This is a genomic window from Pseudomonas nitroreducens (genome assembly GCF_014204515.1).
In the GTDB taxonomy this organism is placed as follows: domain Bacteria; phylum Pseudomonadota; class Gammaproteobacteria; order Pseudomonadales; family Pseudomonadaceae; genus Pseudomonas; species Pseudomonas nitritireducens_A.
Genome location: NZ_JACHLI010000022.1, coordinates 1 through 15,866, shown reverse-complemented (window position 1 = coordinate 15,866; position 15,866 = coordinate 1). Strand labels below are relative to the sequence as shown.

Annotated in this window: 13 protein-coding genes; 9 read left to right on the top strand and 4 right to left on the bottom strand. The window is 67.0% G+C overall.

Annotated features, from left to right (window positions below; translation table 11 throughout):
• Positions 1-316 precede the first annotated feature (316 nt).
• The 5 genes from HNP46_RS23275 to HNP46_RS23255 all read left to right on the top strand — a co-directional run bounded on the left by HNP46_RS23275 (position 317) and on the right by HNP46_RS23255 (position 4,287).
• Positions 317-1,099, top strand: a complete 783-nt coding sequence (locus tag HNP46_RS23275; RefSeq protein ID WP_184593712.1) for a class II aldolase/adducin family protein — start codon at positions 317-319, stop codon at positions 1,097-1,099.
• Entirely contained in the window at positions 1,099-1,977 is an 879-nt protein-coding gene (locus tag HNP46_RS23270; RefSeq protein WP_184593710.1) for an alpha/beta fold hydrolase, read from the top strand. Before HNP46_RS23275 ends, HNP46_RS23270 begins: the two co-directional genes overlap by 1 nt.
• Before the next feature lie 100 nt (positions 1,978-2,077).
• On the top strand, positions 2,078-2,371 hold the full coding sequence (locus tag HNP46_RS23265) for a hypothetical protein (RefSeq protein ID WP_184593708.1): 294 nt from the start codon (positions 2,078-2,080) through the stop codon (positions 2,369-2,371).
• A 112-nt stretch (positions 2,372-2,483) separates the two neighbouring features.
• The gene (locus HNP46_RS23260; RefSeq protein ID WP_081516240.1) at positions 2,484-3,395 is read left to right on the top strand and encodes an SDR family oxidoreductase; all 912 of its coding nucleotides are present in this window, start codon (positions 2,484-2,486) and stop codon (positions 3,393-3,395) included.
• A gap of 124 nt (positions 3,396-3,519) precedes the next feature.
• Positions 3,520-4,287 (top strand): crotonase/enoyl-CoA hydratase family protein, encoded by a 768-nt coding sequence (locus HNP46_RS23255; RefSeq protein ID WP_184593705.1) that lies wholly within the window; start codon positions 3,520-3,522, stop codon positions 4,285-4,287.
• 150 nt (positions 4,288-4,437) lie between these two features.
• On the opposite strand, the gene HNP46_RS23250 is transcribed toward HNP46_RS23255, so the two are convergent.
• The 3 genes from HNP46_RS23250 to HNP46_RS23240 form a co-directional block, all read right to left on the bottom strand.
• Entirely contained in the window at positions 4,438-4,785 is a 348-nt protein-coding gene (locus HNP46_RS23250; RefSeq protein ID WP_184593704.1) for a cupin domain-containing protein, read from the bottom strand.
• Positions 4,786-4,840: 55 nt separating this feature from the next.
• On the bottom strand, positions 4,841-6,262 hold the full coding sequence (locus tag HNP46_RS23245; RefSeq protein ID WP_184593702.1) for an NAD(P)/FAD-dependent oxidoreductase: 1,422 nt from the start codon (positions 6,260-6,262) through the stop codon (positions 4,841-4,843).
• A 125-nt stretch (positions 6,263-6,387) separates the two neighbouring features.
• Entirely contained in the window at positions 6,388-7,203 is an 816-nt protein-coding gene (locus tag HNP46_RS23240; protein ID WP_184593700.1) for an AraC family transcriptional regulator, read from the bottom strand.
• 240 nt (positions 7,204-7,443) lie between these two features.
• Between HNP46_RS23240 and HNP46_RS23235 the strand changes: the two genes are divergently transcribed.
• From HNP46_RS23235 to HNP46_RS23225, 3 genes are all read left to right on the top strand, one after another.
• A complete protein-coding gene (locus tag HNP46_RS23235) occupies positions 7,444-9,237 on the top strand; it encodes a DUF1302 domain-containing protein (protein WP_184593698.1) in 1,794 nt (597 codons plus the stop codon).
• Between the two features lie 22 nt (positions 9,238-9,259).
• Positions 9,260-10,630 (top strand): DUF1329 domain-containing protein, encoded by a 1,371-nt coding sequence (locus tag HNP46_RS23230; protein WP_184593696.1) that lies wholly within the window; start codon positions 9,260-9,262, stop codon positions 10,628-10,630.
• A gap of 181 nt (positions 10,631-10,811) precedes the next feature.
• On the top strand, positions 10,812-13,343 hold the full coding sequence (locus HNP46_RS23225) for a LuxR C-terminal-related transcriptional regulator (RefSeq protein WP_184593694.1): 2,532 nt from the start codon (positions 10,812-10,814) through the stop codon (positions 13,341-13,343).
• Between the two features lie 10 nt (positions 13,344-13,353).
• Here the strand turns inward: HNP46_RS23225 and HNP46_RS23220 are convergent, their stop codons facing one another.
• Complete coding sequence (locus tag HNP46_RS23220; RefSeq protein WP_184593692.1) at positions 13,354-14,163, bottom strand: SirB1 family protein; 810 nt, start codon at positions 14,161-14,163, stop codon at positions 13,354-13,356.
• Between the two features lie 154 nt (positions 14,164-14,317).
• On the opposite strand from HNP46_RS23220, the gene HNP46_RS23215 reads away from it, so the two are divergent.
• Positions 14,318-15,352 carry a Glu/Leu/Phe/Val dehydrogenase family protein gene (locus tag HNP46_RS23215; protein WP_184593690.1) on the top strand — a complete coding sequence of 345 codons (1,035 nt, stop codon included), beginning with the start codon at positions 14,318-14,320 and terminating at the stop codon, positions 15,350-15,352.
• Positions 15,353-15,866 lie beyond the last annotated feature (514 nt).

Sequence of the window (15,866 nt, the reverse complement as noted above, 5' to 3'; positions counted from 1 at the left end):
CGCCGAAAACGGCGCTGGGGCAGGAAAGGAAAGCAGGCACGCTTCCGCCAGTCCTGACCTCCTGGCGGGGTGCCGGAGTGTCTGGATGGCGCTTTTGCGGGATGTTGCCCAGGACTCTTGTGCTGGCGGTTGCCGGGGCTTCTTTGCCCACTATAGGTGGCGAGCGTGTCGGTGCAAGGCGACTGATCGGCCCGCGCTTATGGCAGGACATTCGCCAGACAGTGCCAGAGGCAACTGTCAGTTCCGTGACAGTCGATTCGCCGCCACGCTGACTAGACTGCGCCATCGAACAACAACAACGAAGAGGCTACCGACCATGCACGCCGCTCATCCGCTGCCCACCGTGAACGTCAAGGACCAGGTTTCCGCCGCCGAATGGCAGACCCGCGTCGATCTCGCCGCCTGCTACCGGCTGATCGCCCTGCAGGGCTGGGACGACCTGATCTTCACCCACATCTCGGCCAAGGTCCCCGGCACCGAGGACTTCCTGATCAACCCCTACGGCATGATGTTCCACGAGATCACCGCGTCGAGCCTGGTGAAGGTGGATGCCTCGGGCAAGAAGCTGATGGACAGCCCCTACGACATCAACCCGGCGGGCTACACCATCCACAGCGCCATCCACGAGGTGCGCCACGACGTCGAGTGCGTGCTGCACACCCATACCGCCGCCGGCATCGCCGTGTCCGCGCAGAAGCAGGGCCTGCTGCCGATTTCCCAGCAGTCGCTGTTCGTTCTCTCCAGCCTCGCCTACCACGGCTACGAAGGCGTGGCGCTGAACCATGACGAGAAGGCGCGCCTGCAGGCGGACCTGGGCGAAGCCAACTTCATGATCCTGCCCAATCACGGCCTGCTGACCTGCTCGGGCACCATCGCCGACACCTTCCTGATGATGTTCACGATGCAGCGCGCCTGCGAGATCCAGGTGCTGGCCCAGGGTGGCGGCGCCGAGTTGATCCTCATCCCGCAGCAGATACTCGATGGCGCCCGCGCCATGGCTGCCGCCGTGACCAAGAGCAAGCAGGGCATGGGTGGTGCGCTGGCGTGGCCGGCGCTGCTGCGCAAGCTGGACCTGCAGAACCCCGGCTACCGCGACTGATGGCCCTGGCCGGCATCGCCCTGCGCGACTGGCGCGCGCAGGGCAGCGACTTCAACTTCCGTGGCCACGCGATTCGCTACTGGAGCGCCGGCAGCGGCGCTCCGCTGTTGCTGATCCACGGTTTCCCCACCGCCTCCTGGGACTGGCACTACCTCTGGCAGCCCCTGGCCGAACGCTACCGGCTGATCGCCTGCGACATGCTCGGCTTCGGCGACTCCGCCAAACCGCCGCAGCACGACTACCGCATCCTCGAACAGGCCGACCTGCAGCAGGCGCTGCTGCAGCACCTGGGCATCCAGGAGCCGGTGCACCTGCTGGTGCACGACTACGGCAACAGCGTCGGCCAGGAACTGCTGGCGCGGCACGCGGAGGGCGCTTTCAACCTCGCTTCGCTGGTCTTCCTCAATGGCGGACTGTTCCCGGAAACCCACCGCGCCGTGCTCTCGCAGAAGCTGCTGCTCAGCCCGCTGGGCGGCTTCTTCGGCAAGCTGTTCGACCGCCGCCGGCTGGCGCAGAACTTCGCCAAGGTGTTCGGCCCGCAGACCCAGCCGAGCGCGGCGGAGCTGGATACCTTCTGGGAACTGATCCGCCACAACGACGGACAGAAGGTCATGCACCGGCTGATCCACTACATCCTCGACCGCCGCCAGCACCGCGAGCGCTGGGTCGGCGCCATGCAGCGCACGGCGGTGCCGCTGCGGCTGATCGACGGGCCGGAAGACCCGATCTCCGGCGCGCACATGGTGGTGCGCTACCGCGAGCTGATCCCGAACCCGGACACCGTCGAACTGCCCGGCATCGGCCACTACCCGCAGGTGGAGGCGCCGGAACCGGTGCTACAGCACTATCTGGCCTTCCGGCAGCAACGGGCTCCGTAGCACCGGATCGATCCGTCAGCAGATTCGGAGCTGTCTGATGGATCTCCCCTGCATGGCAGCGGTAGTTTCCCAGGTTTTTGTCCAGCCCGAGGCCGCTGCCATGCCACTCAGATCCGTCATTCCCGTTCGCCAGCCGCAGGGGTCACGACTGTATCGAGGCCTGCTGTACCTGCGCCGCGATTTCGCCTTCGTGGCGATCCCGCTGTTGCTGGTGTTGCTGGGGCTCTGCGCGGCTGGCAGTTACTACGCCTGGCTCACGGGAGACTGGGTGCCCGCTGCCCTGGGGGCGCTGGCGTTGCTGCCGGCGATAGGCCTGCTGCTGTTCTGGAGCGAATACGACTGGTGGCTGTTCAAGCTCGGCCCGCGTGATGACCTGAACCTGCCGATGCGCTGACGGATCATCCCCTGGCCTTATCGGGCACCATTCAGCCGTGGTCGTCTTGGTTGTGACCGGATCGTGACTGCCGGACACTCCGGGAAAAACCATTCTGCCTGGAGCCCCAATCATGAGTGATGCCCTGCGTTTCGACGGAAAAGTCGTGATCGTTACCGGAGCCGGTGGCGGTATCGGCCGTGCCCACGCCCTGCTGTTCGCCAAGCACGGCGCCAAGGTGGTGGTGAACGACCTGGGCGGCAGCACCCACGGTGAAGGCGCCAACGCCTCGGCCGCCGACCGCGTGGTGGCGGAAATCCGCGAAGCCGGCGGCACCGCCATCGCCAACCATGACTCGGTGACCGACGGCGAGAAGATCGTCCGCCAGGCTGTCGAGGAATTCGGCCGCATCGATGTGGTGGTGAACAACGCCGGCATCCTGCGCGACAAGACCTTCCACAAGATGGAAGACGCCGACTGGGACCTGGTCTACAAGGTCCACGTCGAAGGCGCCTACAAGGTGACCCGCGCCGCCTGGCCCTTCATGCGCGAGCAGGGCTACGGCCGGGTGATCTTCACCTCGTCCACCTCCGGCATCTACGGCAACTTCGGCCAGAGCAACTACGGCATGGCCAAGCTGGGCCTCTACGGCCTGACCCGCAACCTGGCCATCGAAGGCCGTAAGAACAACATCTTCGTCAACGCCATCGCCCCCACCGGCGGTACCCGCATGACCGAAGGGCTGATCCCGCCGCAGGTGTTCGAGGCGCTCAAGCCCGAGCTGGTCAGCCCGCTGGTGGTGTACCTGGGCAGCGAAGCCTGCCAGGAAACCTCCGGCCTGTTCGAAGTGGGCGGCGGCTGGATCGGCAAGGTGCGCTGGGAGCGCAGCCTGGGCGTGGGCTTCGACCCGCGCGAGGGTTTCAGCGTCGAGGACGTGGCGGCCAACTTCGCGCAGATCTGTGATTTCGAGAACGCCGCGCATCCCAAGGACAACGTCGAAGCGCTGCGCGAGATGATGGCCAACCTGCAGAAATACGCCGGTTGATCCGGCCAGCCTGACCGGCGGAACGGCCAGCGGGGCTGTTCCACGGTGGCGAACGCAGTAAGGTGAAAGGGCCGGCAGCAAGCCGGCCCTTTGCTTTTCCGCTTCCCGGCCCGAGGAGTTCGCCATGAGCGTGATCATCCAGAAGAACGGCGCGGTGACCACCCTGGTCATCGCCCGCCCTGCGGTACGCAACGCCGTGGACCTGCCGACCGCCCAGGCGCTGGCCGAAGCCCTGCGCGAGTTCGAGCAGGACGAGGAAGCCCGCGTTGCCGTGCTCACCGGCGCCGGCGGGACGTTCTGCGCGGGAGCCGACCTGGGCGCCGTCGCCGAGGACGGCGAGCGGCGTAATCGCCTGGAAACGGAAGGCGACGCGCCCATGGGGCCGAGCCGCATGCAGCTGTCCAAGCCGCTGATCGCCGCCATCGAGGGTTACGCCGTGGCTGGCGGCCTGGAGCTGGCGCTGCTGGCGGACCTGCGGGTGATGGCCGAGGACGCGGTGTGCGGGGTGTTCTGCCGGCGCTTCGGCGTGCCGCTGATCGACGGCGGCACCGTGCGCTTGCCGCGCATCGTCGGCCAGGGCCGGGCGCTGGACCTGATCCTCACCGGTCGCCCGGTGGGGGCGCAGGAAGCCCTGGCCATGGGGCTGGCCAATCGCGTGGTGCCCAGCGGGCAGGCGCTGGAATCAGCCGAGGAGCTGGCGCGGGAGATCGCCGAGTTCCCCCAGCGCTGCATGCTGGCCGACCGGGCGAGCGTGTTCGCGCAGTGGGAGCTGTCCTTCGACGTGGCGCTGGCCAACGAATTCCAGGGCGGGATGGCGGTGATCGAAAGCGGCGAGACGGTGGACGGGGCGAAGCGTTTCGCCGAGGGGAAAGGGCGGCACGGGGAGTTTTGATTCTGTCTGTAGGAGCGAGCTTGCTCGCGAACCCGCCCAGCATGGGTGTCGCCGGTGAATCCGGTTCGCGAGCAAGCTCGCTCCTACAGGTGTCGATTGGCAACGAGTGAGGCCCGAGCACCGAACCTTCCCGTCATCCTCACCAACAGATCAATCGCGCTCGATGATCACATAGGTCTTGCGCGTGGTTTCCTGGATGTCCCAGATGCCCAGGCTGTTCTGCGGCAGCAGGAAGGCGTCGCCGGCCTGGAAGGCGATCGGTTCGCCGCCGTCCGGAGTGAAGGTGCCGCGGCCGGCGATGAAGTGGCAGAACTCCTGCTCGACGATCTGCCGGCGCCAGCGGCCGGGGGTGCATTCCCAGATGCCGGTTTCCACGCGGTCGGTGCGCTCGATGGACTCCACGCGGGTTTCCGAGATCGGCTCGCCCAGGGGCACGGCGACCGGGTTGGCGTCGCCCAGCGGGGCATTCAGGGTGTCTTTCAGGTGGGTCAGTTTCATACGGGGGCTCCAGTGGGGGCTCTTGTTCGGGGCTGTTCGGATAAAGGGTGGCGGCTCAGCCGACCTTCCAGGTCATCAGGTTTTCCATGCTGGCGGCGACCTTCTCTGCCAGTCGGCGACGCCAGGGCGCGCTGTGCGGGTTGGCCAGCACATCGTCCTCGTGCACGAAGCTGCGGATGATGGCGTTGTAGCCCAGCCAGCGGCAGGGTTCGGGTTCCCAGCCACGCAGGCCGTCCTGCACGCTGCTGTCGTTGATGACCCAGGGCTGGCGGGTGAGGGCGCTGTCCTGGCCGAGGATCAGGTCGGCCAGCGTGCGGCCGCCCAGGTTGGTGGCGCCGACGCCTTCGCCGCCGTAGCCGCCGGAGAGGGCAATGCCGTTGCGACGGTCGATCAGCATGTGCGGGTGGAAGCGTCGCGACATGCCCAGGTTGCCGCCCCAGGTGTGGGTGATGCGCACATCCTTGAGTTGCGGGAACAGTTCGCTGAACAGGTAGCGGCGCAGGCCGACTTCATCCTCTGTCAGGCTGAAGTCGTTGCGCAGCTTGCCGCCGAAGCGGTAGCCGCCGCGGGCGCCGAAGGCCAGGCGATTGTCCGGGGTGCGCTGGCCGTAGGTGACCTGGCGGCTGAATTCGCTGAAGGCCTGGCCCTTGTCCAGGCCGATTTCCGCCCACACCGATTCGGGCAGCGGCTCGGTGGCCACCAACAGGCTTTGTACCGGCAACTGGTAATTGCCCAGCGGTGGCAGGTCGGCGGCGTAGCCTTCGATGGCTGGTACCACCCAGTGCGCCTTCAGCTCGCCCTGCTCGGTACGCAGCAGGCCCGGAGCCCAGTGGGTGACCCGGCTCTTCTCGAAAATCTGCGTGCCCTGGCGTTCCACGGCGCGGGCCAGGCCACGGACCAGCTTGGCCGGGTCGATGGTGGCGCAGTGCGGGGTGTGGATGGCGCCCAGCGCGCTGGGGATGCGCAGCTGTTCGTCCAGCTCGCTCTTGCTCAGCCAGCGGTAGTCGTCCTCGGTGAGGCCTTCGGCGTGCAGGTGCTTGAGGTAGTCACGCAGGCGGGTTTCCTGCTCCGGGTAGCGCGCGGCGGTATAGAGCACGCCGGCCTTGCGGTAGTCGCAGTCGATGCCTTCGCGCTCGAGCACGCGGGCCACTTCATCGGGGATGTCGTGCAGCAGGTCGTAGGAGGCGCGGCGCTGCTCGGGCGACAGGCCGGCCAGCAGGCGATCCTCGCCGAGCATGTTGCCCATCAGCCAGCCGCCATTGCGGCCCGAGGCGCCAAAGCCGGCGGTCTCGGCCTCGACGATGGCGATCTTCAGCTGCGGCGCGCGCAGCTTCAGGTAGTAGGCAGTCCACAGGCCGGTGTAACCGGCGCCGGCGATGGCCACGTCGACATCCAGGGTGCCCTGCAGGGACGGCCGCGGGACGAGATCATCGTCCAGCTGGTTCATCCACAGACTGATATGACGCCATGCCGACATAGACGACTCCAAGAGGAAGAAGGGGGAATGTCGGCAAGCCTAGATTTGGCGCGGGGTTCTGTCGTGCGCGCGGGTACGCGAGGATTGCTCGCGTACCCGCCGGCAGGGGCTTTTAAGACAAAAGCTCAGGCTTCTGCCTGCTCCTCGCGCAGGCGCTTCAGGTACTCGCGGGGCGACTGGCCGGTCTGCTGGCGGAAGCAGCGATAGAAGGCCGAGAGCGAGTTGAAGCCGGCGGAGAAGGCCAGTTCGTCGATGCGCGAGGGCAGCGGCGGGCGCAGCTGGCTGAGCAGGTGGGTCAGGCGCGTCTGGTTGACGTACTGATAGAAGCTCAGCCCCATCACCTGGTTGAGCAGGTAGGAAATCTGGTTGCGCGTGTAGCCGGTGGCGGTGGCCACCTGGGTCAGGTCCAGGTCCGGCGCCAGGTATGGCTGGCTCTTGCCGAAATAGTCTTCCAGGTCGCTGGCCAGCTGGCTGAGCTGGCGCGGGGAGAGGCCCAGGCGGCTGGTGGCCGGACGCGGGTCGATGGCCTGCGGACGGCTTTCGCTGCCTTCGCGGACCACCGAGGCGTATTCGTTGATGCGCCAGATCTGGCCGTCGCGCACGGTGATCGCTTCGCTGGAATGGAAGGTCGCCAGGCGGCCGCTCAGGGTCACCGCGATGCGGTACTGGATGAAGGCGGTGTCGCCGTCCACGCGGATGCGATCGATGTGGTCGAGGAACTCTTCCGGGCGGCTGGGCATGGTCGCCTGCACATAGTCGCGCAGGTCGGTGTAGCCCAGGGTGCGGTTCTGGAAGAAGTCGTTGTACTGCACCTGCGGGTGATACAGCGCGAGCACCGCTTCGAGGTCGCGATGCTTCCAGCACTGGTGGTAGCGCAGCACCACCTCGCGGGTCTGCTCGGTCAGGTGACTGTCGGTCGGGCGTTGGTCGATGGCTTGCATAGGAGGCTAAGGATGCCCCAGACGGCGCTTCTCGGGTAGTGGCAATGCACTTACAGAGGCCGGGCACTATCCATCGTCTCGATGATCCGTCATCGCCTGCGCCAATATCGCGCGCAATGGCGCATGCCAGAGGGGGGATTCACTCTTTCGGGCGACACGGCAAATACCACCTTGGAGCGCTTACTCCCTGCCAGGTCGCTCAGTAGGGTAAGGCCACCTAGACACCGTCAGGAGAGCCGCATGACAACAAAAACAAGGCGCGGATTCTTCCAACCGCAACTTCTCGCCACCGCCGTCGCCCTGGGATGCGCCACCCAGGCTCAGGCAATCAACTTCAATATCGGGGAAATCGAAGGTCAGTTCGACTCCAGCCTGTCCGTGGGTGCCAGCTGGAGCACCCAGAGTCCGAAAGAGGACCTGATCGGCGCCGCCAACGGCGGCCACGGCATGACCCAGACCAACGACGATGGCCGGCTGAACTTCCGCAAGGGCCATACCTTCTCGAAGATCTTCAAGGGCATCCACGATCTGGAGCTGAAGTACGGGGACTTTGGCGTCTTCACCCGTGGCAAGTACTGGTACGACTTCCGTCTGAAGGACGAAAGCGTGGCCTGGAAGGACATCTCCGACGACGGCCGCAAGGAAGGCGCCAAGTCTTCCGGCGCGCAGCTGCTCGATGCCTTCGGCTACTACAACTATTCCATCGCCGAACTGCCGGGCACCGTGCGCCTGGGCAAGCAGGTGGTGAGCTGGGGCGAGAGCACCTTCATCGGCAACAGCATCAACACCATCAACCCCATCGACGTCTCCGCCTTCCGCCGTCCCGGTTCGGAAATCAAGGAAGGCCTGATCCCGGTGAACATGGTCTACCTGTCCCAGAGCCTCACCGACGCGCTGTCGGTCGAGGGCTTCTACCAGCTGGAATGGGACCAGACGGTGCTGGACAACTGCGGCACCTTCTTCTCCACCACCGACGTCGCCGCCGACGGTTGCAAGACCAACTACAACATCCTCGACCCTGCCACGATCAACACCCTGAACTCGCCGGGGATCCACTCGCTGCTCAACTCCATGGGCGTCACCGTCACCCAGGAAGGCCTGATGGTGCCGCGCGGCGCCGACCGCGATGCCCGCGACTCCGGCCAGTGGGGCCTGGCCCTGCGCTGGCTGGGCGACGATGTGGAGTACGGCGCCTATGCCATGAACTACCACAGCCGCACGCCGATCGTGAGCATGAAGAACGCCGGCTCCGCCGACATCATCAACGCGCTGCGCGTCTCGGCGCTGGCCCAGCCGATCCTGCTGGGGCGTGGCAACTACTTCCTCGAATACCCCGAGGACATCCGCCTGTACGGCCTGAGTTTCTCCACCACCCTGCCCACCGGTACCGCGTGGAACGGCGAGATCAGCTACCGGCCGAACATGCCGCTGCAGCTCAACACCACCGACCTGACGCCGCTGCTCGCCACCACCGTGGCCGGCGGGTTCGCCAGCGGCGGCGTTGCCGGCGCGCTGGCCCAGGCCAACCAGGTCAACCATGGCTACATCCGCAAGGAAGTCACCCAGGCGCAGACCACCTTCACCCACTTCTTCGACCAGACCATGGGCGCCGACCGCCTCACCCTGGTGGGCGAAGTCGGCATGACCTACATCGGTGGCATGACCAACAAGGTCGGCGAACGCTACGGCCGCGACTCCGTCTATGGCGTGCCGGAGAACGCCACGGCAGACGCCGAGTACGGTGACGGCGGCTTCTACACCTCGTCCTCCTGGGGTTACCGCGCCCGCGCCATCTGGGACTACAACAACGTCTTCGCCGGGGTGAACCTCAAGCCCAACCTGGCCTGGTCCCATGACGTGCACGGCTACGGCCCGGTCTTCAACGAAGGCAGCAAGGCCGCCAGCATCGGTCTGGACGCGGAGTACCAGAACACCTACACCGCGAGCCTGAACTACACGAACTTCTTCGGCGGCGACTACAACACCATCGTCGACCGGGACTTCGTTTCGCTCAGCTTCGGCGTGAACTTCTGACCTGCCTGCTCAAGGAATCGACATGAGAACGACAAGAATCCTCCAATGCGGCGCGCTGGCCCTGAGCCTGCTGTCCTGCGGCGTGATGGCGGCGGTGTCCGCCGACGAAGTGGCCAAGCTGGGCACCAGCCTGACGCCCATGGGCTCGCAGAAGGAAGGCAACGCCGACGGCAGCATCCCGGCCTGGACCGGCGGCATCTCCCGTACTGCCGGCAAGCTGGACGCCAAGGGCTTCCTCGGCAATCCGTTCGCCGACGAGAAGCCGCTGTTCACCATCACCGCGCAGAACGCCGACCAGTACAAGGACAAGCTGTCCGCCGGCCAGCTGGCGATGTTCAAGCGCTACCCGGATACCTACAAGATCCCGGTGTACAAGACCCACCGTACCTTCGCGCTGCCCGATGACATCTACGCCGCGATCAAGCGCAGCGCCGAGTTCGTCCAGCCGATCAACGACGGCAACGGCCTGGAGAACTTCGAGAAGAGCCGCTACTACGCCTTCCCGATTCCCAAGAACGGCGTGCAGGCCCTGTGGAACCACCTGACCCGTTACCACGGCGGCAACATCTCGCGCACCGTGGTGCAGGTGGTACCGCAGACCAACGGCAGCTACACGCCGATCCGCTTCGAGGAATCGATCGCGGTACCGCAGAACATGAGTGACCAGGACGCCAGCAAGACCGGCAACATCCTCACCTACTTCAAGCAGCAGGTCACCGCCCCGGCGCGCCTGGCCGGTAACGTCCTGCTGGTGCACGAGACCCTCGACCAGGTGAAGGAACCGCGCCTGGCGTGGATCTACAACGCCGGCCAACGCCGTGTGCGCCGTGCCCCGCAGGTCGCGTACGACGGTCCGGGCACCGCCTCGGACGGCATGCGTACCTCGGACAACTACGACATGTTCTCCGGCGCCCCGGATCGTTACGACTGGAAACTGGTGGGCAAGCGCGAGATGTACATCCCGTACAACAGCTACCACCTGAACTCGCCGGACCTGAAGTACGACGACATCGTCAAGCCCGGCCACATCAACCAGGACCTGACCCGCTACGAACTGCACCGCGTGTGGGAAGTGGTCGGCACCCTGAAGTCCGGCGAGCGCAACATCTACGGCCAGCGCCACTTCTACCTCGACGAGGACAGCTGGCAGATCGCCGTGTCCGAACTGTACGACGGTCGCGGCCAACTGTGGCGTGTCGGCGAAGGCCACGAGATGACCTTCTACACCGAACTGGCCACCGGCTATGCCGCCGAATCGCTGTACGACATCCTCGCCGGCCGCTACGTGACCTTCGGCCTGAACAACGAGGAGAAGCGCGGCTACCAGTTCGGCCAGAAGGCCTCGATGGCCGACTTCACCCCGGCAGCGCTGCGTAACGCCGGCGTGCGCTGAGTAACACCCGCTCCTTGGGCCCGGCCTTCCGAGTGGAGGCCGGGTTTCTTTTTTTGGCGGGCAGGAAATGCTCTGCCATGGGCATTCCCTGCGCTATGACGGCCCATGAGTCTGGCTGATGGTCCTTTTCGGCGGTCCGCGCGCGGGCATAGTCTGGCCAGCAAATGGCCGGAAGAAGCCCATGTCGACAATCGCCCTGCACAGCAGCGTGGCGCTGCCTCGTCTGCCCCGCCAGCACCTGCCCCGCGAACGGCTGCATGCCAGCCTGAGCGCGGCCGAATGCCGCCTGCGCCTGCTGGTGGCGCCGCCCGGTTGCGGCAAGACGGTGCTGATGAGCGAGTGTGCGCGCCTGGCGCCCGCCGGCACCCGCGTGGTCTGGCTCGCCCTGGGCGGCCGGGCGCTGGGCCCCGAGCAGTTCTGCGAACGCCTGGGCGAAGCCCTGGGCGTGCCCTGGTCCGGCGAGGAAGCGCTGGGGGCCTGGCTGGAGAACGCCAGCGAGCCGCTCTGGCTGATGCTCGACGACTATCCACGCGCCCCTGACTCCGCCCTCGACGACTGCTTCGACCGCCTGCTCGCCGTGGCTTCGCCGCAGGTCGGCTGGTGGCTGGCGAGCCGCCGGCGCCCGGCCTGCAACCTGACCCGCCTGCTGCTCGAAGGCGAGCTGCTGGAGCTGGGAGCCCACGCGCTGGCCTTGACCCAGGGCGAGCTGGACGCCTACCTGCACAGCGCTGCCCTGGAGTGGCCGCAACCCCAGCGCCTGGCCCTGCAGGAGTCGACCCAGGGCTGGTTCGCCGGAGTACGCCTGCGTCTGCTCAGCCTCGGCAACGAGGCCATCGCCCCCTGCGTGACCCAGATCGCCGAAACCGGCAGCGGCCTGCTGCAGGACTACTTGCAGCGCGAGGTGCTGGCCAGCCTGCCGACGGAGCTGGCGCAGACCCTTTGCGGCCTGGCGCTGATCGCCCGCTTCAACCGCGAGCTGTGCGACTACCTGTTCGACGAGCCCGGCCTGGGCCTGGACGGCCTGCAGGCCTGGGGGGCGCTGATCGAACCGGTGGACAACACCCAGCACTGGTTCCAGGTCTCGCCCATGCTCGCCCGCGCGCTGGCCAGCCTGTCGTGCTGGCCGGCGGCGACCCTGCACCGGCGCGCCTGCCAGTGGTTCACCCAGGGCGGGGAAATCCACTCGGCCTTCGAGCATTCCCTGTATGCCGAGCAGCCCGACGTTTCCGCCAGCCTGCTGCAGCGCCTGACCGAGGAGCAACTGCTGCACGGACGCAACGTCGAACGCGTGCTGCAACTGCGCGAGTCGCTGCCCGAGGAGCTGCTGTGCAGCACGCCGCGGCTGCTCATCCTCAATGCCTGGACCCTGTTGTTCGTCGGTCGCCTGGACGATGTGGAGGCGCTGCTGACCGGCTTCGACCGCTTCCTGCCGATGCCCGGCGAACACCGCCAGCGCGCCCTGATCGCCCAGTGGCAGGGCCTCAATGGCATGCTCACCCACGGCCGCGGCCTGCCCGGCTCCCGCGAGCAACTGCGCGAGGCCTTGCAGCACCTGCCCGAGGAGGCCTGGGCGCAGACGCTGATCTGCCTGTCCGCGCTGACCCAGCAGGCCCAGGCCGACGGCCGCCTGGCCGAAGCCCGGCTGATCAACCGCGAGGCTCTGCGCCGTGCACGCCTGCAGGGCAGCACCACCTTCGAGGCGCTGCTGGAGCTGGACCGCGCCCAGTGGCTGGAGCAACGCGGCGAGTTGCAGCGCGCCGACACCCTGCTGGCACGGGTGCAGGACTACCTCCATGAGATGCGCATCACCTGCAATGCCATGGCCGGCCGCGTTGCCCTGCGCCGGGGCTGGCTGTGCCTGCGCCAGGGACGCGACGAGGAGGCCCGCGAGCTGTTCATCGCCGGCCTCAACGAAACCCGCCGCAGCCACGATCCGAGCGCGATCTACGGCTTCACCGGGATGGCCTGGCTGGATGCGCTGGACGGCGACACCGACGGCGCCTTCAGCCGCTTGCTGGAAGTCGAGCGGCTGATGCAGCTGCAACACGTGCCTGAACCCATCTACCGTGGCCCGCTGTTGCTCGCCAGTGGCGCGCTGAACCTGCGCCAGCACCGCGCCGGTCCGGCGCGCGAGGTCCTGCAGCGAGTGGCCGCGCGTTATCGCACCGATCACCTGCGCCCGCCGGCGGCGGCACCGGACCAGATCCTGCGGGTCGAGCACCACCTGGCCCTGGCTGAACTCTACGATGGTGATCCCGACGCTGCCCGCCTACGGCTGCTGGCCATGCTCCCGGACCTGCTGCGCCAGGGCCGCCATACCCTGGCCTGCGACGTCTGGCTGGCGCTGGCGGAAACCCACTTCCTCTCCGGCAGCCTGGACGAGGCACGCAGCGCCCTGGACGAGGGCGTCGCGCTGGCCCAGCGCTTCGGTCTGGTGGCGACCCTGCGCGAAACCCAGCGGCGTCAGCCCGGGCTGTTCGGCCTGCGCCCACACGCTGGTGAGATGGCCCCGCACAACCTGCTGAGCCTGCGTGAACTCTCGGTGCTGGAGCTGATCGCTCGCGGTTGCTCCAACCTGGAAATCGGCGAGCGCCTCTACATCTCCCTGCACACGGTGAAGACCCACGCCCGCCGGATCAACGGCAAGCTCGGTGTGGAACGGCGCACCCAGGCGGTGGCGCGGGCGAAGGAACTGGGGTTGTTGAAGATCTGAGACCTGGGTCTCAGTGCAGCGCCTTGGGCGGCCCGCTGATCTCGGCCAGGCGCTGGGCCAGGCGCACCTGCTCGGCGGCGTCGTCGCTGAGCAGCATCGCCCGCTCCAGGTCGTAGCGTTCGGCCTGCGGGCAATCCAGCACGTGATAGAGGTCGGCGCGGGCCAGGTGATCGCTGGCGCTGGGCGGCCCCAGTTCCAGCACGCGCTGGGCGTCCTTGAGCGCCGCCAGGGGTTCTCCGGCGGCCAGGTGCAATTGGCGCAGATTGCGCGACAGACGCTGCAGCGTGTCCGCGGCGCTGGCCGTGCGCAGGTGCTCGGCAGACAGCTCGATGCTGGCGCCCAGCTGGCGGGCCAGCAGGTCGCGGCAGTCACGGGTATACAGGCGGCGACCGGTGGCGGGGTCGAGCAGATGATCGGCGCCGGGTACGCGCAGCAGGAAACGTCCGGGAAAATTCACCCCGACCAGGGTGATGCCGTTACGCCGCGCCAGTTCCAGGGCAATCAACGCCAGCGACAGCGGCTGGCCATGGCGACGCTGCAGCACCTGGGGCAGGAGGGCCGCCCGCGGATGCAGGGGATACTGGTCATCCTCGGCGAAACCCAGCTCGCTCAGCCGGCGCAACAGGAACTGCGCACGCTCGGCATCGCCCGCGCCCTGGGACAGCGCCACGGCGACCTGATGGGCGAGCGAGTCGAACAGCCGCAGCGCCTGTTCCGGCGGCAGCTGCGGTTCGTGCTCGGCGGCAATCCACAGGGCCGCTTCGAACAGGGCGGGCGGGTCCTGGGCAAGACAGGCAAGGCAGGCTTGACGCGGGTCCATGGCGTTCTCCGGCTGACCCTGCGGTTGTAACCGGAGCGCCGGGCACTCGTCCAGTGGCGCGGTCGTCGCCCGTGAAGGTGATGTGACAGGCGCTGCCTATACTGAATCAGTCCATACCCGGACAGCCGACCTTTCACAGCAAGGGAGCGCCGCCATGTTCGACATGATGGAAGCCACCCGGCTCGAGTCACTGCATCTTGCCCAGGACCCGGCCACGGGACTCAAGGCCATCATCGCCATCCACAATTCCCGCCTGGGCCCTGCCCTGGGGGGCTGTCGCTACCTGCCTTATCCCAGCCAGGACGCCGCCCTGCGCGACGCCGCGCGCCTGGCCCAGGGCATGAGCTACAAGGCTGCGCTGGCCGGCCTGCGCCAGGGCGGCGGCAAGGCGGTGATCCTGCGCGCCGCCCACGTGCGCAACCGCGGCGAACTCTTCGAAGCCTTCGGCCGCATGATCGACTCCCTCGGCGGCGCCTACGTGACGGCGGTGGACAGCGGCACCTCCAGCGCCGATATGGACTGCATCGCCCAGTTCACCCGCCACGTCACCAGCACCACCAGCGGCGGCGATCCCTCGCCGCACACGGCGCTCGGGGTGTTCTCCGGCATCCGCGCCAGCGCCCAGGCGCGGCTGGGCAGCGATGACCTCGACGGCCTGCGCGTGGCGATCCAGGGGCTGGGCAATGTCGGTTATGCCCTGGCCGAGCATCTGTCCGCTGCGGGCGCCGAACTGCTGGTCAGCGATATCGATGCTGGCAAGGTGCAGCTCGCCGTGGAGCAACTGGGCGCGCGCCCGGTGCCCAATGAAGCGCTGCTCACCACTCCCTGCGACATCCTTGCGCCCTGCGGGCTGGGCGGTGTGCTGACCTCGCAGGTGGTCGGCCACCTGCGCTGCGCTGCCGTGGCGGGAGCGGCCAACAACCAGCTGGCCCATGCGGAAGTGGCTGATGAGTTGGAAGGCAGAGGCATCCTTTATGCGCCGGACTATGTGATCAATTCCGGCGGGCTGATCTACGTCGCCCTGCAGCACCAGGGCGAGGCACTGCCGACCATCACCGCCCACCTGGCGCGCATCGCCGACCGCCTGACCGAGGTCTACGCCCACGCCCAGGCCGATCACCTGTCACCGGCGCGGGTGGCCGACAAGCTGGCGGAGCGGATTCTCTATGGGGAGTATTCGGGGCATTGACCTTACTTCCGCGCGCAAATTTCTGGCGGGGCGGTGCCAGGTCAGGGGCGCGAGCAGGCCGGATTCCAGGCGGCTCACATGTATCAGCGTTGGGCTTTGGCTTGGCTTTTGAGATTTCCAGGGAAATTTCCGCACGCGCCGAAGTGCCCCTTTCAGGAGGCCGAAGGTGATCGGAGTTTCAGGGGTTGAGCGACATGGATGTCGCGAGAGCCACGATGGGCCAGGGATGGCCCTTCGTGGCGGGCCCCTGAAACTCCGAGGAACCGAGGGTACTTTTCGCGAAGCGAAAAGCCGGATGGCAGGGGCGAGACTTTTGCCTACTTTGCGTCGTTTGGCAAAGTAGGTCGCCCGAGGGGGCGAAACAGGAAGTTCGGGCGCACACCGAAGCGACGCTGGAATTCCCAACCTGAGGCGAACCTATCGCGGACAGAGTCCGCTTGTGTCTGCCTTTCCCGATACGATCGGAGGTGAGAGCGGCGCAAGGCAAGCTGCAGGTCCGCAGTGTTCGAGCACG